This is a genomic window from Acidovorax sp. KPB24-03 (assembly GCF_057546605.1).
Window position 1 is genome coordinate 1 of the sequence record NZ_BAAJYR010000039.1, and the last position, 23,820, is coordinate 23,820.

At 59.2% G+C, this 23,820-nt stretch carries 19 protein-coding genes and 1 pseudogene; 11 read left to right on the plus strand and 9 right to left on the minus strand.

What is annotated here, in order from left to right; translation table 11 throughout:
• The first annotated feature begins 200 nt into the window (after positions 1-200).
• From AC27KI_RS07625 to AC27KI_RS07635, 3 genes and pseudogenes are all read left to right on the plus strand, one after another.
• Positions 201-1,638 (plus strand): annotated as a pseudogene (locus AC27KI_RS07625) (coniferyl aldehyde dehydrogenase).
• Between the two features lie 119 nt (positions 1,639-1,757).
• A complete protein-coding gene (locus AC27KI_RS07630) occupies positions 1,758-2,279 on the plus strand; it encodes a GNAT family N-acetyltransferase (RefSeq protein WP_092744242.1) in 522 nt (173 codons plus the stop codon).
• Positions 2,280-2,318: 39 nt separating this feature from the next.
• Positions 2,319-3,491, plus strand: a complete 1,173-nt coding sequence (locus AC27KI_RS07635) for a methyltransferase (protein WP_487113269.1) — start codon at positions 2,319-2,321, stop codon at positions 3,489-3,491.
• Positions 3,492-3,521: 30 nt separating this feature from the next.
• Here AC27KI_RS07635 and AC27KI_RS07640 read toward each other — a convergent pair whose 3' ends face one another.
• Complete coding sequence (locus AC27KI_RS07640) at positions 3,522-4,007, minus strand: hypothetical protein (RefSeq protein WP_487113271.1); 486 nt, start codon at positions 4,005-4,007, stop codon at positions 3,522-3,524.
• 193 nt (positions 4,008-4,200) lie between these two features.
• Here AC27KI_RS07640 and AC27KI_RS07645 point away from each other — a divergent pair, with 193 nt between their 5' ends.
• Together AC27KI_RS07645 and AC27KI_RS07650 are read left to right on the plus strand one after the other, a co-directional pair.
• On the plus strand, positions 4,201-5,640 hold the full coding sequence (locus tag AC27KI_RS07645) for a YdgA family protein (RefSeq protein ID WP_487113273.1): 1,440 nt from the start codon (positions 4,201-4,203) through the stop codon (positions 5,638-5,640).
• A gap of 196 nt (positions 5,641-5,836) precedes the next feature.
• Entirely contained in the window at positions 5,837-6,802 is a 966-nt protein-coding gene (locus AC27KI_RS07650; RefSeq protein ID WP_487113275.1) for a tRNA dihydrouridine synthase, read from the plus strand.
• Positions 6,803-6,913: 111 nt separating this feature from the next.
• On the opposite strand, the gene AC27KI_RS07655 is transcribed toward AC27KI_RS07650, so the two are convergent.
• The 7 genes from AC27KI_RS07655 to pilV form a co-directional block, all read right to left on the minus strand.
• A complete protein-coding gene (locus AC27KI_RS07655; RefSeq protein ID WP_487113277.1) occupies positions 6,914-8,584 on the minus strand; it encodes a phospholipase D family protein in 1,671 nt (556 codons plus the stop codon).
• A 194-nt stretch (positions 8,585-8,778) separates the two neighbouring features.
• The gene (locus AC27KI_RS07660) at positions 8,779-9,357 is read right to left on the minus strand and encodes a GspH/FimT family pseudopilin (protein ID WP_487113296.1); all 579 of its coding nucleotides are present in this window, start codon (positions 9,355-9,357) and stop codon (positions 8,779-8,781) included.
• The gene (locus tag AC27KI_RS07665) at positions 9,354-9,863 is read right to left on the minus strand and encodes a type IV pilin protein (RefSeq protein ID WP_487113279.1); all 510 of its coding nucleotides are present in this window, start codon (positions 9,861-9,863) and stop codon (positions 9,354-9,356) included. The genes AC27KI_RS07660 and AC27KI_RS07665 overlap by 4 nt, the downstream gene beginning before the upstream one ends.
• Positions 9,860-14,287, minus strand: a complete 4,428-nt coding sequence (locus tag AC27KI_RS07670; RefSeq protein ID WP_487113281.1) for a pilus assembly protein — start codon at positions 14,285-14,287, stop codon at positions 9,860-9,862. The genes AC27KI_RS07665 and AC27KI_RS07670 overlap by 4 nt, the downstream gene beginning before the upstream one ends.
• Before the next feature lie 10 nt (positions 14,288-14,297).
• Positions 14,298-14,936 (minus strand): pilus assembly PilX family protein, encoded by a 639-nt coding sequence (locus AC27KI_RS07675; RefSeq protein WP_487113283.1) that lies wholly within the window; start codon positions 14,934-14,936, stop codon positions 14,298-14,300.
• Position 14,937: 1 nt separating this feature from the next.
• On the minus strand, positions 14,938-15,969 hold the full coding sequence (locus tag AC27KI_RS07680; RefSeq protein WP_487113285.1) for a PilW family protein: 1,032 nt from the start codon (positions 15,967-15,969) through the stop codon (positions 14,938-14,940).
• Positions 15,966-16,643, minus strand: coding sequence for a type IV pilus modification protein PilV (pilV, locus tag AC27KI_RS07685; RefSeq protein WP_487113286.1), 678 nt, complete (start codon positions 16,641-16,643; stop codon positions 15,966-15,968). The genes AC27KI_RS07680 and pilV overlap by 4 nt, the downstream gene beginning before the upstream one ends.
• A gap of 137 nt (positions 16,644-16,780) precedes the next feature.
• Between pilV and ribD the strand changes: the two genes are divergently transcribed.
• Positions 16,781-17,893 (plus strand): bifunctional diaminohydroxyphosphoribosylaminopyrimidine deaminase/5-amino-6-(5-phosphoribosylamino)uracil reductase RibD, encoded by a 1,113-nt coding sequence (gene ribD / locus AC27KI_RS07690; protein ID WP_487113288.1) that lies wholly within the window; start codon positions 16,781-16,783, stop codon positions 17,891-17,893.
• Between the two features lie 31 nt (positions 17,894-17,924).
• Here ribD and AC27KI_RS07695 read toward each other — a convergent pair whose 3' ends face one another.
• Positions 17,925-18,200 (minus strand): hypothetical protein, encoded by a 276-nt coding sequence (locus tag AC27KI_RS07695; RefSeq protein WP_487113290.1) that lies wholly within the window; start codon positions 18,198-18,200, stop codon positions 17,925-17,927.
• Between the two features lie 97 nt (positions 18,201-18,297).
• Here AC27KI_RS07695 and AC27KI_RS07700 point away from each other — a divergent pair, with 97 nt between their 5' ends.
• The 5 genes from AC27KI_RS07700 to tpiA all read left to right on the plus strand — a co-directional run.
• Positions 18,298-19,458 carry a pyridoxal phosphate-dependent aminotransferase gene (locus AC27KI_RS07700; RefSeq protein WP_487113292.1) on the plus strand — a complete coding sequence of 387 codons (1,161 nt, stop codon included), beginning with the start codon at positions 18,298-18,300 and terminating at the stop codon, positions 19,456-19,458.
• A 121-nt stretch (positions 19,459-19,579) separates the two neighbouring features.
• Positions 19,580-19,846, plus strand: coding sequence for a 30S ribosomal protein S15 (rpsO, locus tag AC27KI_RS07705; RefSeq protein WP_007849123.1), 267 nt, complete (start codon positions 19,580-19,582; stop codon positions 19,844-19,846).
• Between the two features lie 207 nt (positions 19,847-20,053).
• Positions 20,054-22,297, plus strand: a complete 2,244-nt coding sequence (pnp, locus tag AC27KI_RS07710; RefSeq protein WP_284405986.1) for a polyribonucleotide nucleotidyltransferase — start codon at positions 20,054-20,056, stop codon at positions 22,295-22,297.
• Between the two features lie 91 nt (positions 22,298-22,388).
• Positions 22,389-23,381 carry an NAD(P)H-quinone oxidoreductase gene (locus tag AC27KI_RS07715; protein ID WP_487088092.1) on the plus strand — a complete coding sequence of 331 codons (993 nt, stop codon included), beginning with the start codon at positions 22,389-22,391 and terminating at the stop codon, positions 23,379-23,381.
• Positions 23,378-23,820, plus strand: a 443-nt coding sequence (gene tpiA / locus AC27KI_RS07720) for a triose-phosphate isomerase (protein WP_487113294.1), incomplete at its 3' end; no start/stop codon positions are given. The genes AC27KI_RS07715 and tpiA, both read left to right, overlap by 4 nt.

Here is a 23,820-nt window from a genome sequence, read left to right on the forward strand (position 1 = left end):
CGGCGCGGCAGAGCGGTGGCCCGCTCGCCTGCCTCTGTGCTGGGACACCGGTGCCGGGCCGCGCCCGGGATCGCACCGCGCCCGGCTCGGCCTGGGCCAGCGGCCATCGGGCAAGCGTTTCCCCGCTTATTTTTCTGAATGAGGCACTTGGAGACCTGGATTTACAGGCGGTTGCAAGGGCGCTGCCTATGATGCGTGCAATGACCCCTGCCGATATCCGCCACCAGTTCGAAATCCAGCGGCGTGCCAGCCGGGACCATGCCGACGTGCCCCTGCTGGTGCGCCGAGAACGCCTGCTGCGGGTGCGCAAGATGCTGGACGAACATGGCCCGGTGCTCGCGGCGGCGGTGCAGGCCGATTTCGGCATGCGATCGCCGCGCCTGACCGAGGTGGCCGATCTGTTCGTGCTGCGCGCGCAGCTGTCGCACACGCTGCGGCACCTGGCCCGCTGGGCCAAGCCCCGCAAGGTCTTCACCCCGATGTTCCTGCAGCCGGCGCATGCCTGGGTGCAGCGGCAGCCGCTCGGCGTGGTGGGCGTGATCGCACCATGGAACTATCCCGTGCAGCTGGCGCTGGCGCCGGCCATCGGCGCCCTCGCGGCAGGCAACCGGGTGATGCTCAAGCCCAGCGAACTCACGCCCCACACCTCTGCGCAACTGGCCTCGCTGGTCTCGCAGTTCTTTTTCGCCCGACGAGTTCTGCGTGGTGCAGGGCGATGCCGCGGTGGCGGCGCTGGTCGCCTCGCTGCCGTTCGATCACCTCGTGTTCACCGGCTCCACGGCGGTGGGGCGCAAGGTGGCGCAGGCCGCCGCCGTGCACCTGACACCCACTACGCTGGAGCTCGGGGGCAAGTCCCCGTGCATCCTCGATGCGGACTGCGACCTGCAGGACGCCGCGCTCAAGATCGCGCACGGCAAGCTGCTGAACGCGGGCCAGACCTGCATTGCCCCGGACTATGTGCTGCTGCCGCGCGGGCGCGAAGCCGCGTTCGGCGAGGCCTACCGCGCCGCCGTGGCACGGCTCTTTCCGTATTTCGAGGGCAACCCCGACTACGCCTCCGTCATCAACCCCCGGCAGCTGGCTCGCCTGCGCACCATGCTGCAGCAGGCGCAGACGCAAGGCGCCGACGTGCAGGTGCTCGAACCCGTGCCCGGTTCCCCGCCACCGCCCGCGCAGGGTATCGGAGACGGGGTGGGGCGGCAGATGCCGCCGGTGCTGGTCTTCAACGCCAGCCTGAACATGCAGGTGATGCAGGAAGAGATCTTCGGCCCCGTGCTGCCCGTGCTGGGCTACGAGCGGCTGGACGACGCCATTGCGCACATCAACGCCGGGCCGCGGCCGCTGGCGCTGTACTGGTTCGGCCGCAACGAAGCCGTGCGCGACGATGTGCTGCGCCGCACGGTGAGCGGCGGCGTCACGGTGAACGACACGCTCATGCACATCACGCACGACAACCTGCCGTTCGGCGGGGTCGGCGACAGTGGCTGGGGCGCCTACCACGGCGAGGCGGGCTTTCTGCGCTTTTGCCACCAGAAGTCGGTGCTGGTGCAATCGCGCTGGTCCATGGGCTCGGCGCTCTACCCGCCTTATGGCGCGCGTTTCGACCGCGTCATGGGCCTGCTGCGCCGCTGGCTTTAGCCGCTGCGGGGCCCTCACACAGGGCCCGGGACAGCCGGGGGCTGGAGTGGAAAAACCATTTGCGGCGACAATGCCGCTCCTTTCGTTTTTTCATCCCCTGTTTTCGTCCCGTTTTTTCCATGTCCAGTATCCAGGTCCGTCCCGCCACGCTTCGCGATGCCAAAGCCATTGCACAGATCCATACCGTCTCCGCAGCCGAGGTATACCGTGGCTTGTTGCCTGACGACCAATTGAAATCCCTCTCTTCGGTCGAGAAGCGCCAAGCCTACTGGCGCGAGGCCATCGAGTACTGCGAGCCCCAGGTCCAGGTGGCCGTGGACGGCGACAAGATCGTCGGCTTCGTCGGCTTCGACCGCTCGCGCGATGAAAAATCGCGCCCCACCACCGGTGAAATCTGGGCCATCTACGCCGCCCCCACCCACTGGAGCCAGGGCGTGGGCGTGGCCCTTTGGGACGCCGCACGCGACGGCCTGCAGGAAGAGGGCTGCACCAATGTCACCGCCTGGGTGCCGCTGCGCAACGAACGCGCGCTGCGTTTCCATGAACTGGCCGGCTTCAAGCGCGAAATGTCCACGGCCAAGACCGCTGTCGTCGGCGGTGTGAAGATCGAGGAAGTGCGCCTCAAGCGCCCCTTGAACTGATCTGCAGCCTCCCCTGACTTTCCTTTTCGCACACCCTTCATGATCCACTGGACCGAGCACGGCGAGGAGCGCTCAGCGCCCTGGCGCAGCGAGAGCAACGCTGCGGCGCCCCGGCGCGTGGTGCTGGCCGACGACACGCTCGCGGCCGACACCGCCTATCGGCTGGCGTGCGAGGGCACGGGCCTGTTGTGGCGCGGCGATTTCCAGAACGCGCGGCACCTGCTCCAGGCGCTCATGCGCCGCGCGGACAAGAAGCCCAAGGCCAAAGGGGCCAAGGCCGGCCGCAAGGCCCAGGCCGGTGGCTCTGCAGCCGAGAGCACGATCCCTGCCCAGGCCTTCCATCTGCACCGGCAGGCCCAGGCGCAGCGTGCGCGCACGCTGGGCATGCTGCTCGTGCCCGTGGAGGGGGACCGCACCATCGCGTTGCGCCGTGCGCCCGATTGGCGAGAGGCATTCGCCGAGGCCTGGGGGCCGGCCGACGGCACCGCCTGCGTGGTGTCGCTGCGCGAAATGCTGGGGCTGGTCGGGGCACACGAGTGGCGAAAGAAGGGTGTGGAGATTCCCGCCCTGGGCACGCCCCAGGCCCCGCGCCGCATCCATCCGCACTACGGCGTGTTCTCGCCCGTGCGCGGGGAGTATGTGGACCTGGTGGCCCAGGCGCCGCTGCCGGCCAGGGATCTGGCCTTCGACATCGGCACCGGAACGGGCGTGCTCGCGGCGGTGCTGGCCCGGCGCGGCGTGCACCGCGTCGTGGCCACCGACCAGGACCCCCGCGCTTTGGCCTGCGCCCGCGACAACATCCATCGGCTGGGCCTGTCGGCCCAGGTCGAGGTGGTGCAGGCCGATCTCTTTCCCGAGGGCCAGGCGCCGCTGGTGGTGTGCAACCCGCCCTGGCTGCCGGGGCGTGCCAGCTCGTCCATCGAGCATGCGGTCTATGACGAAGACAGCCGCATGCTGCGCGGCTTTCTGTCGGGCCTCAAGGCGCACCTGGCGCCAGCCGGCGAAGGATGGCTGATCCTGTCCGATCTGGCGGAGCACCTGGGCTTGCGCTCGCGTGACCAACTGCTCGAATGGGTGGCCGGCGCAGGCCTGCGGGTGCTCGATCGGCACGAGGTGCAGCCCCGCCATCCCAAAGCCGCGGACGCTACCGATCCGCTGCATGCCGCACGTTCGGCCGAGCGCACCTCGCTCTGGCGGCTGGCTGCGCTGTAGGCACTGCGCCAAGCGCCACCGGTTTCCTTTTCACACCGGCAGCAGTTGCTCCATGCGCTCGCGCACGGCGGCAGCGCGTTCGGGGCCAGCCAGCAAGGTGATTTCATCCAGCAGCGCCTCGCTCACGTCCAGCATGCTGTCGCGGTCGCGCGCACCGCGCAGCGCTTCATGGAAATTGCGGGCCAGGTCGGCATTGCGCCGCGCGAACATGCGCTCGCAAATGTCGAACAGGTACATGCGCGCACCGGCCAGCGAACGCAGGGCGTTCGAGGGTGCCGGGGCTTCGTTCGTGGCGGCCGGCGCATTGGAAGGCGCGGGAGTTGTGCTGGGGCTGGCCAGGTAACCCTGGCGCATCAGTTGCTCGACGATCTGGGCGCCGATGCCGTTGTACATGGCCTGCAGGTCCTTCATCGGCCGGCCATCGGCCAGCAGCAGCAGGGAGCGTTCTCGCAGGCTCAGTGTTCGCACGCCGGGGGACAGTTCCAGGCGGGCCTTGTCGGTTCTCAGGAGCAGCATGGAAAGGGCAAAGATCAGGCGGGAGCCTGATTGCACCGCACTCCCGTGACGTGGCGATGACGCCAGCAGGGCCACGCGGCCGCGTGCGGCCAATGCCCACGGTTCTGATGCCGGGTGCGGAACTTGCCGCGAGGGCCGGTGGTATTCTCGCGGGCTTCGCCCAGGGGGGAGAAGCATGCTGACGGAACACCCAATGAACAAGAAAACAATTGCAGGCGCCGCCGTGGCGCTGGCTGTCGTGGCCTATGGTGGCGCGACCTGGTATCTGGGCCAACGGGCCCAGTCGAGCTACCAGGAGGCGTTGGTCGATCTGCGCCAGGCCCTGGGCCCGGAGGCCATCGTTTCCGAGGAATACCACAAGGGCTTCTTCTCATCGCAGGCCAAGCTGGTGCTGCAGTGGACCCCGCCCCGCACGGCCGAGCAGGTGGAGGCCAATGTGCCGCCATCGCCGCCGTTGCGCCTGGCCGTGAACAGCACCGTGCACCATGGCCCGCTGGCGGGCCGCCGCCTGGCGGCCGCCGTGGTGGATTCGCGCTTTGCGCTGGAGGGGCTGGACGCGCAGGCCACCAAGGACCTGGCCAAGGTGACCGCTCCCACCCTGACCACCGTGCACCACCTAACGGGCCGGCACGACCTCCATTTCCAGTTGCCCGCGGGTGAAGTCGGCAACGAGGAGATGACGTTGCGTTGGCAAGCCATGGTCACCGACATGACCCTCAGCGGGGACCGCAAGCACGTCAAAGGCAGCTTCCAGTGGCCCGAATTCGCGATGGTTGGCGTGCCCGGCGGTACCCCGGACGAGGACGACGAAGAGGCCAGGCCGGCGGCCCGCATCACCATGGCCATGAAGGGCATGGACGGCACGTTTGAAAACGAAGTGATCGAAGGCATGTGGCTTTTCGGGCCCGGCACCGGCACGGTGCGGCTCGCGGAGATGGACGCCAGCAGCACCCCGGCCGCAGGCGGCGCGGCAACGTCCCTGTTTTCTCTGAAAGAAGTGGCCGGGTCGTCCACGATCGAAAGCAATGGCGCCACGATCAGCATCGCCACTGCGCTCAACGGCAAGGGCAGCATGGGCCCGCTGAATTTCGAATCGGTGGGCTTCGAAGAAAAGTTCCAGCGCATCGACCTGGAAACGATCAAGCGCTTTCAGCAGGCACTGATCGAGGCCTACCGCACACAGGGCCTGGCGAGCGCGGCCTCCCAAACGGAAGAGCGCATTCTGGCTTTGCTGGAAGAGAGCGCTCCCCGCCTGGTGGCAGCCCTTCCGGCTTACTCGATGAAACTCATGGCCACCTACCAAGGCCAGCAGGGGCAGATCGAATACGGTGGCGAAGTGCAGCGCGCTCCCTCGGCCGAAGAGGTTGCGCAGACGGGCTGGAAGGCCGCGTTGATCAAGGGCTCGATGCTGAATGCCAGCGCGCGTTTGCCCAAGGCGTGGATTGCGCCCATCGCTGAGGCTGCAGGCAAGAAAGACATGAAGAGCGAAGACATGGACGCCATGATCGGCATGGCCCAGGCTGCCGGGTTCCTGCGACAGGAGGGGGACAACCTGACCAGCGTGGTCAAAATGGAAGCCGGCCAGGTCAAGCTCAACGGCAAGAGCATCGACCTGCCAAAGGGGACTTTCTAAAATAGCGGTGCTTCGGTGGCTTCGGCCATCGGTCGGCTGCTCGCCAGGGCCTTCGGGCCCTTTTTGTTTTTCCGGGCGCCGGGCCGTTCGTGGGGCTGCAGGCAGTCCTTTTCCTTGTCGTTACCTTCATCGGAAATTCCGGATTCACGGCCATGGGCGCTCGGCGCTGGTGGCGAAAAGGCCCATTCACGCTGCCATGACCTTGCTCCTTGCGCCCATGGAAGGGCTACTCGACTTCGTGCTGCGCGACGTGCTCACCCGCGTGGGTGGGGTGGACCGCTGTGTGTCCGAGTTCATTCGCATCACCGGCACCTTGCTGCCTGACAAGGTGTTCCTTCGCTACCTCCCGGAACTGCGCCATGGCGGCAGGACGCTGGCGGGCGTGCCAGTGCGGGCGCAGTTGCTGGGCTCCGATCCCGTCAGCATGGCCGAGAACGCGGCGCGCCTGGCAGCACTGGGACCCGAGGGGATCGACCTGAACTTCGGCTGCCCGGCCAACGTGGTCAACCGCCATGGGGGCGGTGCGGCGCTGCTCAAGGAGCCGGAGCGCATCGCTGCCGTGGTCGAGGCGGTGCGCCGCGCCGTGCCGCCGCACCTGCCGGTGTCCGCCAAGATGCGGCTGGGCTACCACGATGCCTCCCTGGCCCGCGAATGCGCACAGGCCATGCAGGCCGGCGGCGCGTGCGAATTGGTGGTGCATGCGCGGACCAAAGCCGACGGCTACCGGCCGCCGGCCTATTGGGAGCAGATCCCCGCTGTGCGCGATGCCGTCTCCATCCCGGTGGTGGCCAATGGCGAGATCTGGACCGTGGCCGATGCGCAGCGCTGCCGCGAGGTGTCGGGATGCAGCGCCCTGATGCTCGGACGGGGCATGGTGGCCGATCCCGGCCTGGCCCTTGCGATCCGCTCGGCGGACGCTGGTGACGCCGACGCGCCTGCATTGCCTTGGTCGGCGCTGCAGCCGCATCTGTCCGATTTCTGGCGTCTGGTCTGCGAAGACCTGGAGCCCCGCCAGCGCGCGGGCCGGCTCAAGCAATGGCTCAATCTGCTGCGCCGGCGGTTTCCGGAAGGGGAGGCGGCGTACCAACAGGTGCGCACCATGACGGATCAACAAGACATCACGCAATGGTTGCACCGGCAGCCGATGCCCGATCCGGCTTGAAACCAACTTGCCCTGAGGGTAGGGCGGCCCTGCCTCGGCTGAGTGCGGACCAGACGGTTCCGTCAGGTCGCCTGAGGACATGGGCCCGCGAAGCAGGCCGCCTGTTTCGCGCTACAAAAGGTGATCCGGTGCCAATGGCCCCAGGAGCTTCAGCAGCAAACGCAGTCCCAGACCGGTATCGGGGTCCGTCGTGGCGTCTTCGAGGCCGCTGCCCTGGGGGGCTCGCCAAACCAATCCCTGTTCGGTCTTCTCCAGTCGCCAGGCGCCTTCGCGCATGGCGGTTTCGATCTGCTCTGACGCCATGCGGGAGAGGGCCCGGCTGTGGATCAGCAGGGCAATCTCGGTGTTCTGCAACTGGGAGCGCAGATCCAGGTTCATCGAACCCACCACCAGCAGCCGGCCGTCCAGCACCAGCACCTTGGAATGCAGCATCGACCGGGAGTCGCCCGTGGCGGCGGCCCCCGATGAACCGAACGTCGACTTGAGGCCTGCCTGCTCGCTGCGCAGTTCATACAGCTGCACGCCCATGGCCAGCAATTCATCGCGGTGCCGTGCGTAGCCCACATGGGCAACCGGCGCATCGTTGGACGCCAGCGAATTGGTGAGCACCCGCACTCGGACTCCCCGTGCCACGGCATCGGCAAACGCCTTCTTCATGTCCTCGCCGGGCACGAAATAAGGCGAAATGATGAGCAGGTCCTGCCGTGCCTGGGCCAGCAACTGCAGAAGGCCGTCCACCACGGTTTCTCCTTGCGCTGCATGTTCTGCAGAGGCTTGGAGCGCTTGCGTCCGCGGTGTCGTGGGTGAGGGCGCGTTGTTGTCGGAATGGGAACCGGATGCGCTCACCTCGACGGCTGCCCCTGGCTTCATGTCGCCTACGGGAATGCCGCGCTCGCCTTCGGCGGGAATCTTCGCGGGTTGGTCCGCCAGCATGGCGGCCGGCGCCCAGACGAAGGCTGCCGCACCGAGGTCCATGGCTTGTTCGTTCCAGACGCGCTCACGTTGCGCCTGCGTGGGTCCATCGCTGGATGGGCGGGGCTCGCCGTCCGGCGGCTTGGGCCCATCCCGCCGGTCGGAGGCCGCAGTGCGCGTCCCTGAAGGGGGGGCGTTGCTGTTGTCACCATCACCCTGTCGCTGCTGTTCGGACGCTGGCGCCTTCGAGGTCTGTTCGCGCAACCTTGCCAGTTCCTGCTGGGTGATGAGCGACTGCACGGGGTAGGCGCGCTGGTTGTTCCAGTAGCTGTCGAAGCTGCGAGACAGATCCTGGACGATGGGGCCCACGGCGAGCACGTCCAGATCCACGAAATTGCCCGAATCGGCATTGCCGAAATAGGCATCGCCCAGATTGCGCCCGCCCGTTACGCCCATCACGTTGTCCGCGATGAACAGCTTGTTGTGCATGCGTTGCTGCACCCGGGAAAAATCGGTCACAGAGCCCCACAAGCGCCCCAGCATCGAACCACGCGGCCCAGCGACCGGGTTGAACATCCGCATTTCCACATTGGGCTGGAACGCCATGCCCATGACCAAGGCATTGCGCCCTGTACTGTGAAAGTCGTCCAGGAGAATGCGCACGCGCACCCCGCGCCGCGCTGCCGCCGCAATGCCGCGCAGCAACCGCTCGCTGCTGGCATCGGCATGGATGGCGTAGTACTGCAGGTCCAGTGTTTTCTGTGCGTTCTCCACCAGGGCGAGGCGGCTGCCATAGGCTTCCTGGGGGCCGCTGAGCAGGAGAAAGCCGGAGTCGTGTTTTGCATGGGCGGCTTGGCGACGGTCGTCCATGATCCTGGACAAAGACGTGTTGCTGGAAGGTTGCTGCGCTTGCGAGACAGAGCGTTCAACTCTTTCAGGCAGGCCGACACAACCTGAAATGAAGAGCAAAGTGACGAATGCTGAAATACCGCGATGTTTGTACAAACTGGGATGTCTCACTCATTAATATCTTGTGAATGACTCAGATCGATGGTAATTATTATTTAATTTGAAGCCGTGGCGGTACAGTTCAAGTCGCTGGATGGTTTGCAGGATCGTGCTCTTCCAGTCTTTCCAATAATTATTCTACGCATTTCTTCATTTTGCGTGGCGCTGGATACATCATTTCTTTTGATGGTAAGGGTGAGATTGAGGGGAGACGACCCATCTTTTTTTCTGGAAAATCCAGAGCTATCAAATGCAAGATAAGGGGCAGTGCCGGAAGAAGTACCATTTCCAGAAACGCTGAAATAGCTCGCCAAGGCCTCTTGCTTCATCACGGTGACATCTCCGCTTTCGCTATAGAGTTGGTCGCGATCCTTGTCTACAAATACGATCCACCCACTGCCCCAATCGGCACCGCTGGCGGGAATGACATATGCACTGGCATTTTGCTTCATGGCTTCTGCTTTTGCGGTATTGATGGCCACCAACAGAGAATTGGTCAGTGAAGAAAGCTGAGAATTTCGTTGGAAGGACTGGAAACCTGGCACAGCCACCAAAAGCAATATGGCAGCAATCGCAATCGTTATCACCAGTTCAATCAGCGTAAAACCGGACTGTAGTTTTGGTTTTTCACTCATGGCCAGCACAGTCTAGGGTTGCTTGTGTTGCCCGTGCACCTCTTCGTGCCATTGCTCATCAACTCTAAATTACCCACGACTGGGTCTGATTTCACAGGAGTTGCGATCACTCTGACACACTGAGAAATCGGCAAGGTGCCACTGCCTGTAGCGGGGCACGTATTGGCTGACAGCAGATAAGCCGCAGCAGATAGTCCCCCATCGCCAGAAAAGGTTTTAAAGGGAACCGTTGAAGCCGTGACCCCCCCGCACGCTGTAGATGGCGAGGGTGCGAGGGCAGCGACAGTGCCACCACTATTGCTGAATGCCAAGTAGCAATTATTTTGTGTCATGTATCGCTCCTGCTGCTGCAGAAGCTCTGCCAAGGCGGCCCTACCTTGGGCTCTCCGACCTTTCAGAATGGAGTCGTTATACGCAGGATAAGCAACTGATGCCAGTATGCCTATGACTGCCACGACGATCATGAGTTCTATAAGAGTGAAACCGCGATTTTTTTTAGCTTTCATGGCGTGGTTCCCTTGTTTTTCATGTCTTGGTAGTTGTTGATCTGGCGCCAGCTCAGTCGACCAACAAGTCTAGGGGGACCTTCGGTGATTTCCGTAGTAATACCTGATTGTCCCACCGTTGCGGTTACAGAACTAGTAGATTTCCAGCCACGCCCAGTACTGTCAAGTGGAGTGGGAAGAGTTGATTCCATTTGGTAGGTAATGCTGGGGCCTAACAATCCTACATTGGAAAAATTATATTTTCCATTTCCATCGCCAATACTAATCCTATAAGAATTGCTAGTGCCGGGTGTATTTGTACAGGTTCCCGTGGCTCCTGTGGCACCAGGAATAATGGTATTGAAAGTTGCAATTAGGTTTTCCTGATCAACGATGGGGCTGACCAATTTTTCTCCCGTTACAGGCATGTCAAAATACCAACCAGAGCGTTGAGTCGTATCAGTGTCTGAGGTCGCTCTTCCCCATTTGAAGGCTCCAACCGTAATCACTCTTGTGCCGGTGTTTATCGCACCTTGTTTCAAACGCGTTCGCCCACTAATAACACTTGCTGCGGCGGGGGAATTGTCTGCTCCCGTGAGGCCATTGTCGTATACGGCATAAACGCTATTAACGGCTGTAGATGTGTTGTCCGCCGTTTCCAAGTATTTTCCCGTACCGAAAGTGACATAAAAGGTTTCCAGGCCGGATACGTTTGGACCAGCAAAAATGGTGGGTGCTGCAGTAATGGGTTGAATATTATTATTTGAATCTTTGGCTATATACAAAGGATAGGGTGCAGGTGAGTCTGTGGTACCTTTGTTGAAAGCTGTCAGCTTGTTGATATTCCAATCACTGGTCGGAAGATTTTTAGAAAAATCCAGTTTCCAGAGATTGCCGTGGAAGTCGCCCATATATATCTGCGTGACTTCGCCAGCACTACCCCATAGCGGCTGAAAGTTGGCCAAGCCAGTTGCTTTCGATTGGCTCAGCGTGGTATCGATTGGCAAAGATATTTTGAAATAGTTAGTTCCCAAACTCCAGGATGTACCAGGTTGCTTATCTAAGGCCAGCAGAAAAAGGGCAGGTTGCCCGCTAGAGCTGAACACGCCGTTGATATCGGGGACATAATTATTAGCGCCGCTAGCTACCACTGCAAACCATCGATACGTGGCGGTGCTAGCGGTGCCACTGGTTTTTAGCTTCAAAATTTGCGGTTTTCCAATAACCTGACCCATATCGCTGTCGTCAGAACGTTTGAACTCCCACATGACGTTAGAGGCAGTGAAGTTGGAAGGATCAGACACATCTAATGCGAAGACACCAGAGCCTCCACCACCTGTTCCTGAAATTAAAACGGTTTTCCAGTCGGATGCTGTCCCATTGAATGCCACTTGAGCTTCTTCTACAACCGGAGATGCATCGACGTAACTTTGGTGACTCGTCGCGTACGTAGTATTTGTCAATGCCGAAAGTTTTGGCCCAAGCCAACTGGGAATATAAGCAAACAACTCATCACCGTTGCTGGCATTGAATGAATGAAGCATTCCATCATTTGCACCCACAAAAACCGCCTGAGTACGATTTTTATAAGTATTCCTGAAAGCTGCATAACCAGCTCCTGTATATCCAGTAGTTGGTGCCCCAGAGTAAACAACACCGGAATTGACAATGTCACCCAGCAGTGAGCTACGGACTCGGAAAAGGCCTCCTTCTTTGCTTCTGTCACCTCTTAAAAAGCTGACGCGTGCAGCGCCTTGCCCATCTGAAGAGGCATTGGGGTCTGCCTTGTTGAGATAGCCCTGTAAAGAACTTTCAATCGTTGCCCACGTAAAGCTTGCAGCCACGGGGTTGGCGTTTCCAGCTGTATTTCCTACATAAATCTTGCGATTAACAGCAGGCGACGCCATTACGGAGAGACGATCTGCAGCGCTCCAATTTTGTGATCCCACGTTAACAGCTGCGCCGGAAATGCTTAACGGTTCAGCAATGACATCCCCACTCCAGTTACTGGTATCAAACTTGGAAGAATAAATGATACCTCCAGATGAACTGCTGATGGTCGTAGAAGAGGCCGAACTACCGGCGATGCTTCTAGCTTGGGATGAAGCTCTACTGAAAATATCGTCAAAAGCAGAAAGGACACCCCTTGCACTACTTTGAAGGTAGTAGGTCCCAGCCTCACCAGGATCATTTTGCTTTTGCCAGACATTGTCGTCATTGGTGCCGTCTTGGCGTTTGAAAGGATTACCGTAGGTGTTGTATGGCTTGGCCGCAGTATTGCTTGGATCCGACTCGAAACCACCATACTTCGATGCCATGAAAAATTGGTTGGCAAAACGACGCGTGGATACGTTGTTCTGCGCACCATATTCGTTTACGTCAAAAAGGAAAGTTTTAACTCTGAGTCCAGGGCGCTGTTTCGCGGGGTTTGCAGTCCAACCTGTCCCCCGGATGTCATGTGTATGCGACCAATACGCAGATCCCATGATCTGACTGGTTTGAGTACCCGTCGGTACATTACTGTTAGCTCCATTAGGGTTGCCAGTAGTTCGCGCAACGTTCTGTCCATCTTGATAGGTAGTCGTTTGGTTACGCTCAAAAGCTTGAACCGTACTGCGCCAGGCATTGATGTCGGGAATGTTATTGGCCGGACTTGGGGTGGGCAGCCTGTTCCCGTCATGAGTATTAATATCTCCAATCACGACCACATTGTTTTTAAGACATGAATAATCCGAAGCATTGCTTCTGTTGTCGTATGGATCTATCCAGTTTACATAAACAGGATAACCATCGTACATGTCTGAGGTAATATTGCTAATTGCAGCGTTGCTCGGTTGCAAACCCTGTAGGTATCTTATCGTCTCGTAATGTAATTCGCCGACAGGGTCATACATCTTATAGCGACCAGGCACGGGTCCGGTTCTGCCAAATTTATTCAGATAATTGATCACGCCACTGATATTAGGGGTCTGACTGGTGTCGTTATCAGGGTTTGCAAGAAATACACCAGTGTTTGCATTCCATTCAGCGTTTGGATTTCCTCCGGTTGGAGTGTTGTCTTGTCCCGTGGTGTTGAAGGTCTTGCCGCCGACATATTTCATTGGCGCACGAAGTACGCCACCATACCGTCCATTGTTATAGCTGGCCGTTTGATCCATAAGATAGCCAAAAGCAGCCAACCGCATCTGATCGCTATATTTTTGAATGACGCCAGTGGGCTTGTAATTGCCGTTAGGATATTGCCTACAAAAATTGTAGGCAGTACGTACATCTTGCAGAACGCCAGAGGTGGCATTGCAAACTTGAACGCGAGCATAGAAAAAGCCATCGCTATTTAAATTTGCATTTACAGGAGGCGTCCATGGCCCACTATAGTTTCTGTAATAACATTGTTTTGGAGTGCCGCTTTTTGGATCACCAAAAATATCATTACTACAAGCCACGCCATTCGAGGCGGGTGCTACCTTCCAGTAATTTACACCATTGACCTTAACCCCGTACCAGACCTCTTTAGTTCCTGTAAAACTGCAGGTATTATTTTCAGTAGCACATTGAGTTGTACTGCTGGGGCGGTCTGTTGATGCATCGCTGACCGGTCCCACGGAAGAATTGGCGGCTGGCGCGCCCAATTTATATGATGCCGGGCCTGTGGAACAGTTTCCGGTATTAGAAGTGCCAAAATAGATTCTATTCAGGGTATTGGCTACCCATATATCGTTGCCATTGGCAGCTGTAATCATCGCTGTAGGGACTGCTCCCCAGTACGTTCCTGCACTTCCTCCATCTTTTTGTAATTGCTTAGCCGGGAAGTTGCTTGTGTTCCACATGCAGACCGGGTCCCCATTGGGGATGACTGCACGTTGAAGTATGGTCAAAGACGAGTTTGTAGTGGCTGTATCAATGTATCTATCCCCGCCTGACAATGCCAAACGGAGCATATCGATGGCTGAACTGCTGGCCCAGTTCAGAAAATTGCCACTGAAAGCATTGGTGCACTTTCGTGACGTTGCAGCGCCAATGCGATCAAAACGCTTGTAGTCTGCCGCAGTCAGGCCACTGGCAGGAGTCTCTGTTGGAGCGTCATTGTACGTATAGCAACTTTCTGCATCGTAATATCCTAAATATTCTTTTAGATTGGAGTAAGTATTGTCTGTAGTGTTTCCAGATGGATATTGAGAGCCCACGGTAGGGTATTCAACCGACAACGCTAGCGCCAAAGTGGGCTTGTCCACAGCCGCTGCTGCGTACAAAGGATCCGAAGAAATATTAATTGCGGGAATGGATGGGGCTGAGCCTGCGCTGAAGGCCAGGAATGAAGCAGTTGCTATTACAGGCACCGCCATCCATGCGATCCGCTTCACGGAAAGTGATTTTCTAAAAATATCTTTGCAGGCTGCGGCAAATTTTATTGCCGTCAGAGATGTGGAGAGGGCAGAATTATTCATGTCAACCTCGTCAATTCCTAAAAATCACTTGAGATACGGCCTGCGTGTCCGCATTCGGACCAAAGCCCATGGCAGTAATTCTGTAAATATACTTCATGTCTCTTGGGTTTTTGGTGCGAGCCATTGAGGGCTCGGGGATCGGCTCTATGACATAGCGGGGAGGCTGCGCGGGTTGAATTCCGGCATTTCCGGAGGGAAATGTCCGTCCTGTATAAGTTCCAAATGCAGCGGTTGGGGCATTATTTCCTGTAGCCGTGAAGTTCACCGCCAACCAAGCCGGTTTGCCTGCAATATTCAAAGCGCAAAGACCAATACTGGCTCCTGATGTGCCGCAGTCTGGAATAAATTGGTCAATTTCCGTATAACCTCGTGTGAAAAGACCATTCCGTTTGGTTGAAGAGCCTGCCGGTTGCCCCAGAATATCAAACTCAGCATCCATCAAAGCGGCTTCGGCGGATTGCCAAGCAATTTGTATATCTCGGTCATTTCGCGTGCCTCGCTCTGCCATCATCGAAATTTGCACTCCAGATATCCCCAGGATAGAAACAATCACAAGCAGCAACATCACTACTATTAATGATGCTCCTTTTTCCATGGTGGTTTTAGGTGAATTTTTAAATTGCACAGATAAATCTTGGAATTTCAGCATGCTAATTGTCTTCTTGGTAATTTCGCAGATGCACCGTGAATGTAACTGTTTGCCGTAATCTTCCATCTGATGAGGTGAATACTGTCCCTGGATCGTTGGTCGCGTCAGCCATGCCGCTGCCTATCGCGCCAGTGCTGGAGCCCTTTGTGATACCCAATGGATAAAATGTCTTGGAGCTTTTGTCCATAGCAGATCCGGAAGGACCTCTGATGACCATACCTATTCGCAAACTTCTCACTCGCTGCCAATTTGAATAACTAACATTAGGATTTGAAGCATTTGTGATTTGATCAGCCCGTAGATAACGTTCAGGCCCATTCTCTGGTGAACTGGCTGTGGCTATTGGTGGGGTGGCATTATTCGGGCCAATACCATCAACACCATAAAGTACTTGAAAATTTTCAACTCCGCTGATTAGCGGCTCGGCTTCAAGGGAGCCAGTTGAGCCTATATGGGTACACATGAGTGCAGGCTCGCCATCTAGTCCGGCACCAACGTGCAATATACTCAATATCCGGTCATATCGATCAATAGGTACGGCGGTTGGCGCTAAACCCATGCAGTCAATCATGGTTTCATCGGACGTGGTCGCAGTTGGAACAAGTTGACTTGTCTGATTCCTCAATACCAAAATATCGCTACCCGCACCTAAGGCTGATCCCCAGTCGGAGCTTTCATCCCAAGCATCGCTTTCGCTACGCTTTTGGTTATTAATTCCATAAATATTCGGGGGGGGGTTGGATTCAATTCCTTGTGTAGTGGGAGGTTTTTTCGTGGCAGCATCCCTCACATCTTTATATCCCGCCTGAACTCCTAGGCGTTGAATAAGGTCGACAGCAAATCTGCTGTTATCTCGAAGTTGTGAGGCTGTATCAACACTGCTAAAGCCCTGTCTAGACACAACCAGGGCGGCCACGGCTGCAAGCACAATCAACAAGCTGATAACCATTGCCACCATCAGCTCGATAAGGGTTAGGCCTTGTTGTCGATGCTTAGCGGCCGGATAATGCTTCATAGAATCGTTCTTTTTCATATTCCACTGGCGTTGCCACTGGTGACTGGAAAAATAATATAGGGAACGCTTGTTGAACTGCTCGCCTGCTCAAGCAAGTCGCTCCCAGTTTTGCTTCTGTCAGTAGAGTTACGGGTCCAGCCAATTTTTATGACGGCAATCTCATTTGAATTTGTGCCGGCAGTAGGACATGTCCATCGAGGAATACCGTTGCTGTCGTATGGAGCACTATCAAAACAGACAACCACACGGGCTCCAGGCAGGGTGTTGTCTACCCTGGCGAGCCAATCCGTCATTTCTGCGTTAGCAATGTCAGTTGCGGACGTGCAACCTGTGGCCGCATTGCCCACGCTCAGGCAATACGATGGAGTGGCTGGGACCATGGAGCCACTAGAGAGAGATACCAGATATGGGTTATCAGCAGTTGCCGTCTTGACGCCGACTTCTTTGTTGCCCCGCATCATTTCTGCCAGTTCCCTCGCCAACATCGCAGCTTGTGCTTGCAATCGAGCCTCTCTGTTCGACTGCAGTGCAAAAGCCTGCATGCCAACCAAGCCCAGCATGCCGAAAGACAGCACCATGATCGCGACCAGGACTTCAACCAAGGTAAAGCCTAGAGATTGCCTGATGGGTCGTGGACGGGAAGGGGTTTTGGCGGCCAGCCTGGGCGTTAGTAACAGAGCGGGGAATGTCATGTGCGAATGTTACGGAGGTCTCCTTCAGTTCGCCCGCCCCTCCTGTGCCGTTGGCTCCATAAGGCTGACCGTTTGGCGGCAGAATGGGCGGCTGCCCGCCAACCGTGGCATCCAAGACTGGAGTTTTCTCAGGCCGTATGAACAAGTCAGCAGAGTCAAATTTCATGAGGAGGGCATTGGAGCTGGCGCAGCAAGGCCTCTTTCGAACCTCGCCCAATCCACGAGTCGGCTGCGTGATCGTCAATGCTTCTGGCACGGTGCTGGGCGAAGGATCTACACAGCCGGCAGGTCAGGCGCACGCTGAAATCATGGCGCTGCGCGATGCCCATGGGCGTGGGTTGTCGGTAGAAGGGGCCACTGCCTATGTCACTTTGGAGCCCTGTTCGCATCATGGGAGAACCGGTCCGTGCTGCGATGCTTTGGCTGACGCGGGATTGAGCAAGGTGTTTGCCTCTATCGCCGATCCCAATCCCATGGTGGCGGGGCAAGGGGTGAGCAGATTGCGCGAGCGTGGCGTGGAAGTAGACGTGGGCCTTGAATCGCAAGCATCCCGCGAGTTAAACCTGGGCTTTTTCAGCCGCATGATCCGCCGACGCCCCTGGGTTCGCATGAAGGCAGCTGCCTCTCTGGATGGCTTGACGGCCTTGCATGGAGGTGAAAGCCAATGGATCACGTCGCCCTTGGCACGCTCCGATGGCCATGCCTGGCGTGCGCGGGCGTGTGCGGTGTTGACCGGCATCGGCACCGTTCTGGCGGATGATCCACGGCTGGATGTCCGGGAGGTCGAGACTCCTCGCCAGCCTGACCTGATTTTGTTGGACAGTCAGTTGAGGGTGCCATTGCACGCGGCCATTTTCAAAGCCGAGCGCCGGGTTTTTATTTACACGGCCATCCCAAACCCTGAAAAGGAGGCGTTACTCGCCTCACGCGGTGTCACCGTGCTGCATTTGCCCAATGCGGAAGGGCACATCGACCTGGCTGCCCTGATGTTGGATCTGGGTCGCCTGCAAATGAATGAAGTGCATGTGGAAGCGGGCAGCCAGTTGAATGGCGCGTTACTGCAAGCGGGGTTGGTGGACGATGTGCTGCTTTATCTGGCCCCCAAATTGTTGGGGCCTGGATTGGGCATTGCGCACCGGATGGCATTGTCCAAGCTATCCGACGGAACCGACATGGCATTCCAATCGGTCGAGATGGTTGGCCCGGACCTGCGCGTGGTCGCGCGGCTGTCCGGCCACGCTGATTTTTAAGACCCGATTTTCGCTTTGGCTTTTTGAAGGCTCATGGCTTGGCATATCCAAGACACGCCCCGGCGTTCGGTCGCCCTTTGCATTCTCTGTGCAGTCTGCGATCGCGTTCGGCAGTCGACTCTTCGGAGGTGCTTCGTGGAGTGGTCGTTTTCAACTTGACCGTATTCTTTCTTTTGTTGTCCTGCGCTGAATTCGAGGCATCGGTCGTTGTCGCTGCATGGGCCGCAAGCGTATTCATGCCGAGTGAGACTCCGGCGCAAAGCAGGAAGGCAAATCCTGCAAGGTGTTTGGCGGTTCGAGTGGGCATGGGTTCCTCCCTGGGATTTTGATTTCAGGATATTGTGGCGCAAGAGCATGGTGGAAGCCGCTACGATGCCCGCTGATCTTTTGCTCTGGAAGTTTCGATGCGCGCTACCGTCATCCACCTTGAAGAATCCAAAATCCGTGAAGTGGCCAACGCGGGAATGGGCCGCAGCGATGTGCTCGCTTTCTGGTTTGGCGAAAGCGATGAGGTCACCCCTGAGCCTGTGCGGCGGGCGGCCATGGAGTCTCTTGGGCGGGGAGAAACCTTCTACTCTCATAACCTGGGGCTGCCCGAGTTGCGCAGCGCGATCGCCTCGTACACGAGCGCATTGCATGGGCCGATCGCTGCAGACCGGGTGGCCGTGACCTCCGGCGGGGTGAGCGGGCTGATGCTGTCCATGCAAGCGTTGCTCGATCCTGGTGACGAGGTGGTGGCGGTGACGCCGGTGTGGCCCAACCTGACGGCGCAGCCCCAGATCATGGGCGCCCGGCTGCGATGCATTCCGTTGCGTCCCCAGCCGGGGGGCGCATGGGTGTTGGACATGGATGCACTGCTGGCTGCCATCAGCCCCTCCACGCGGTTGGTGATCGTGAATGCACCCAACAATCCCACGGGCTGGACGCTCACGCGCGACGAGCAGCGTCAAATCATTCAGCACTGCCGTACGACGGGCACGTGGATACTGGCCGACGAGGTGTACGAGCGGCTCTATTACGACGATCCGTCCCACTCGGTGTGCGCGCCCAGCTTTCTGGATCTGGCAGAGGCTGAGGACCGATTGGTCGTGGTGCAGAGCTTTTCCAAAAGCTTCCTCATGACTGGCTGGCGTCTGGGTTGGCTGGTCATGCCGGCGGAAATGACTCATCACATGGGCAAACTCATCGAGTTCAATACCTCATGCACCAGTGTCTTCACCCAGCAGGCGGGCATTGCGGCTTTGCAGCATGCGTCAGAAATCACGCCCCGTGTCGTCTCTCATCTTCAGGTGTGCAGGGATGCGTTGGTTCCCTTGCTGCAGGCGCTGCCGGGCATTGAGGTCGCCAGTCCGCGTGGCGGTATGTATGCGTTCTTTCGGCTGCCCGGCCAGGGCGACTCTCTGGATTTGGCCAAGCGGTTGGTGCGGGAAGCCGGTTTGGGGTTGGCACCGGGCAACGCGTTCGGTCTGGAGGCGCAAGGATGGTTGCGTTGGTGCTTCGCTTCCCGCGATCCTGAGCGGTTGGTGCAAGGGGTGCAACGGCTCAAAACCTGGCTCGGGGTATAATCGCAGAGTTTTGCATGGTGCAAGACGCACGCTTGTGGCCATTCCAGCCGCTTGCGCAAGTAAGACAGGGGCAGGGCAGCCACGCGCTGCAATCTCCGGCCCCGCAATTCAAGGAAAACCAATGATCGCATCCTCTATCAAGGCCGAAGTCGTCAAGGCCAACGCCCGTGCTGCCAACGATACCGGTAGCCCGGAAGTTCAAGTGGCCCTTCTGACGGCCCGTATCAACGAACTGACCCCTCACTTCAAGACCCATGCCAAGGATCACCACGGTCGCCGTGGTCTGCTGCGCATGGTGAGCCGCCGCCGCAAGCTGCTGGACTACCTGAAGGCGAAGGATGCTGAGCGTTACACGGCATTGATCGCCAAGCTGGGTCTGCGCAAGTAAGCGCATTCGCATGCCGAAACGCCTGGGTTAGCACGCTAGCTCAGGCGTTTTTTTACTTCGGAGCCGCAAAACAGAGCGAAGCTGTGTCATTCCAATGGCCTTGTTCCATCGAGGAAAAGGGCCGGGCCACTGGAATGGCATCGTGTTCTGAATTGCACTCCTTTGCAGGCTGGTTCTGTGTAGCCAGCGATTAAAAATGGAGCAAACATGAGCATTTTCAACAAAGTCACCAAGTCCTTCCAATGGGGCGACAAGACCGTCGTCATGGAAACGGGCGAAATCGCCCGCCAGGCTTCCGGCGCCGTGCTGGTCAACATCGATGACACCGTCGTTCTGGCCACGGTGGTGGGCTCCAAGACCGCCAAGCCTGGGCAGGACTTTTTCCCCTTGACGGTGGATTACATCGAGAAGACGTACGCTGCTGGCAAGATCCCTGGCAGCTTCTTCAAGCGCGAAGCCAAGCCCAGCGAGCATGAAACGCTCACGAGCCGCCTGATCGACCGCCCAATCCGCCCTCTGTTCCCCGAAGGCTTCTTCAACGAAGTGCACGTGGTCATCCATACGGTGTCGCTGAATCCTGAAGTGGATGCGGACATCGCCGCCATGATCGCCGTGAGCGCTGCGCTCTCCATCTCCGGCATCCCGTTCAACGGCCCGATCGGTGCGGCTCGCGTGGGCTACATCAATGGCGAATATGTGCTGAACCCCGGCCAGACGGCCCGCAAGAATTCCCAGATGGACCTCGTGGTGGCCGGCACCGAAGCTGCCGTGCTGATGGTCGAATCGGAAGCGCAGCAGTTGTCCGAAGAGATCATGCTGGGTGCCGTGGTGTTTGGCCATGAACAAGGCAATATCGCGATCAACGCGATCCACGAACTGGTGCGCGATGCTGGCAAGGCCGTCTGGGACTGGCAGCCGCCAGCCAAGGATGAGTCCTTCATCGGCAAGGTCAACGCCCTGGCGGAAGAAAAGCTGCGCGCGGCTTATCAGATCCGCAGCAAACAGGCTCGCACGCAGGCCTTGCGCGAAGCGACGGCTTCGGTGCTGTCGGCTTTGAAGGCAGAGGGCGCCGAGTTTGACGCGGTCAAGGTCGAGGGCTTGTTGTTTGACATCGAAGCCAAGATCGTTCGCAGCCAGATCCTGGCGGGCGAGCCCCGCATCGACGGCCGCGACACCCGCACGGTCCGCCCCATCGAAATCCGCAATGGCGTGCTTCCCCGCACCCACGGGTCCGCCCTGTTCACGCGCGGTGAAACCCAGGCGCTGGTGGTTTCCACGCTGGGCACCGAGCGGGACGCCCAGCGCATTGACGCACTGGCAGGCGAGTACGAAGACCGTTTCATGATGCACTACAACATGCCTCCCTTCGCCACGGGCGAAGTGGGCCGCATGGGTTCGACCAAGCGCCGCGAAATCGGCCACGGCCGTCTGGCCAAGCGCGCGCTGGTGGCGGTGCTGCCGACCAAGGAAGAGTTTCCCTACACGATGCGTGTCGTGTCTGAGATCACTGAGTCGAATGGCTCCTCTTCGATGGCTTCGGTGTGCGGCGGCTGCCTGTCGCTGATGGATGCCGGCGTGCCGATGAAGGCGCACGTGGCGGGTATCGCCATGGGTCTGATCAAGGAAGACAACCGTTTTGCCGTGCTGACCGACATCCTGGGCGATGAGGATCATTTGGGCGACATGGACTTCAAGGTGGCTGGCACCACGGGTGGCATCACTGCGCTGCAGATGGACATCAAGATCCAGGGCATCACCAAGGAAATCATGCAGGTCGCGCTGGCCCAGGCCAAGGAAGCGCGCCTGCACATCCTGGGCAAGATGCAGGAAGCCATGGGCGAGGCCAAGACCGAGGTCAGCAACTTCGCACCGAAGCTGTTCACGATGAAGATCAACCCTGAGAAGATCCGTGACGTGATCGGCAAGGGCGGTGCGGTGATCCGTGCCCTGACGGAAGAAACCGGCACGCAGATCAACATCGACGAAGACGGCACCATCACGATCGCGTCCACCGACAGTGCCAAGGCAGACGAGGCCAAGCGCCGCATCGAGCAGATCACGGCGGAAGTCGAGATCGGCAAGATCTACGAAGGCCCCATCGTCAAGATCCTGGACTTCGGCGCATTGATCAACTTGCTGCCCGGCAAGGACGGTCTGTTGCACATCAGCCAGATCGCTCACGAGCGTGTCGAGAAGGTGACCGACTATCTGACCGAGGGCCAGATCGTCAAGGTCAAGGTGCTGGAGACGGACGAGAAGGGCCGCGTCAAGCTGTCGATGAAGGCTTTGGCTGATCGCCCCATGGGCGACAGCGGCGGCCGTCCTGCACCTGCAGAGCGGGGGGAGCGCTCGGACCGTGGCGAGCGCCGTGAGCGCCGCGACGGTGCCGATCAGCAGCAACAGCAACAGTCCCTGGCTTCCGGCGAGTCGTCGGGTCAGATGGACGCCTGAGTCCCAGCACGATTGAAATGAGCGCTGCCGGCGCGGGCTTTGTCTGCGCCGGCGCGGTATTCATCTCGACTTTTGTAGCAAGGTGATGGCTATGCGTGTGGTGGAAATCGAAAGCCCGGGCGGCCCCGAGGTTCTGCGTCTGGCAGAGCGTCCGGTGCCCGAGCCAACCCGGGGGGAGTTGCTCATTCGGGTCGCGGCCAGCGGCATTAACCGGCCCGACGTTCTGCAGCGCAAGGGGCATTACGCCCCGCCGCCGGGTGCGTCGGATTTGCCGGGGCTCGAGGTGGCAGGGGTAATCGAGCGGGGCGATCGGGCTGCGATGGACAAGGTCGGCCTCAAGGTGGGGGACCGCGTCTGCGCGCTGGTCGCTGGCGGTGGTTACGCCGAGTACTGCGTAGCACCCGTTGAACAATGTTTGCCCGCGCCGGACGGTTTCACCGACGTCGAGGCGGCCTCGCTGCCGGAAACGCTTTTCACCGTATGGAGCAACGTGTTCGACCGCGGCCGCCTGCAATCCGGTGAAACGCTGTTGGTGCAGGGTGGAAGCAGCGGCATCGGTGTGACGGCCATTCAATTGGGGCGTGCATTCGGCGCCACGGTCATCGTCACGGCCGGCAGCGATGAAAAATGCGCGGCCTGCCTGGAAATCGGTGCACATCACGCCATCAACTACAAGACCCAGGACTTCGTCGCAGAGGTGCAGCGCATCACTGGTGGCAAGGGGGTGGATGTGGTGCTGGACATGGTCGCAGGCGATTACGTCGCCCGCGAGATCGAGTGTCTCGCCGAGGATGGGCGCTTGGTGATCATTGCCGTTCAGGGGGGCATCAAGGCCGAGTTGAACGCGGGTCTCGTGCTTCGCCGCCGTCTCACCGTCACCGGCTCCACGCTGCGGCCTCGGTCCGTGGCGTTCAAAGGCGCGATTGCCCGTGCCCTGCGCGAGCAGGTGTGGCCGCTGCTGGCATCCCGCAAGGTTCGCCCGATCGTGCACAGCACGTTTGCCGCGGCGGAGGCTTCCAAGGCGCACGCGCTGATGGAGTCCAGCCAGCATGCAGGGAAAATTGTTTTGACGTGGACCGCATGAAAAAGAAATTGATTGCCGGGAACTGGAAGATGAATGGCAGCCTGGCTTCCAATCAGGCTTTGGTGAACGCGTTGCGCGAAGGCATGGGGCAACCCGGCTGCGAAGTGGCGGTGGCGGTGCCTGCGCCTTACCTGGCGCAAGTGCAGGCCTTGGCCGACGGCTCCGCTGTTGCAGTCGCCGCGCAGGATGTGTCGGCGCACGAGTCCGGCGCCTACACTGGGGAGGCCTCTGCCGCCATGCTGCTGGAGTTCGGGGTGCGCTACGTGTTGGTGGGGCATTCCGAGCGGCGCCAGTACCACGGTGAAACCGACGAGGTGGTCGCGGCCAAGGCGCAGCGTGCGCTGGCGGCGGGCATCACGCCCATCGTCTGCGTCGGAGAAACGCTGGCAGAGCGTGAGGCGGGGCAGACGCAGGCCGTCGTCAAGCGCCAGTTAGCGGC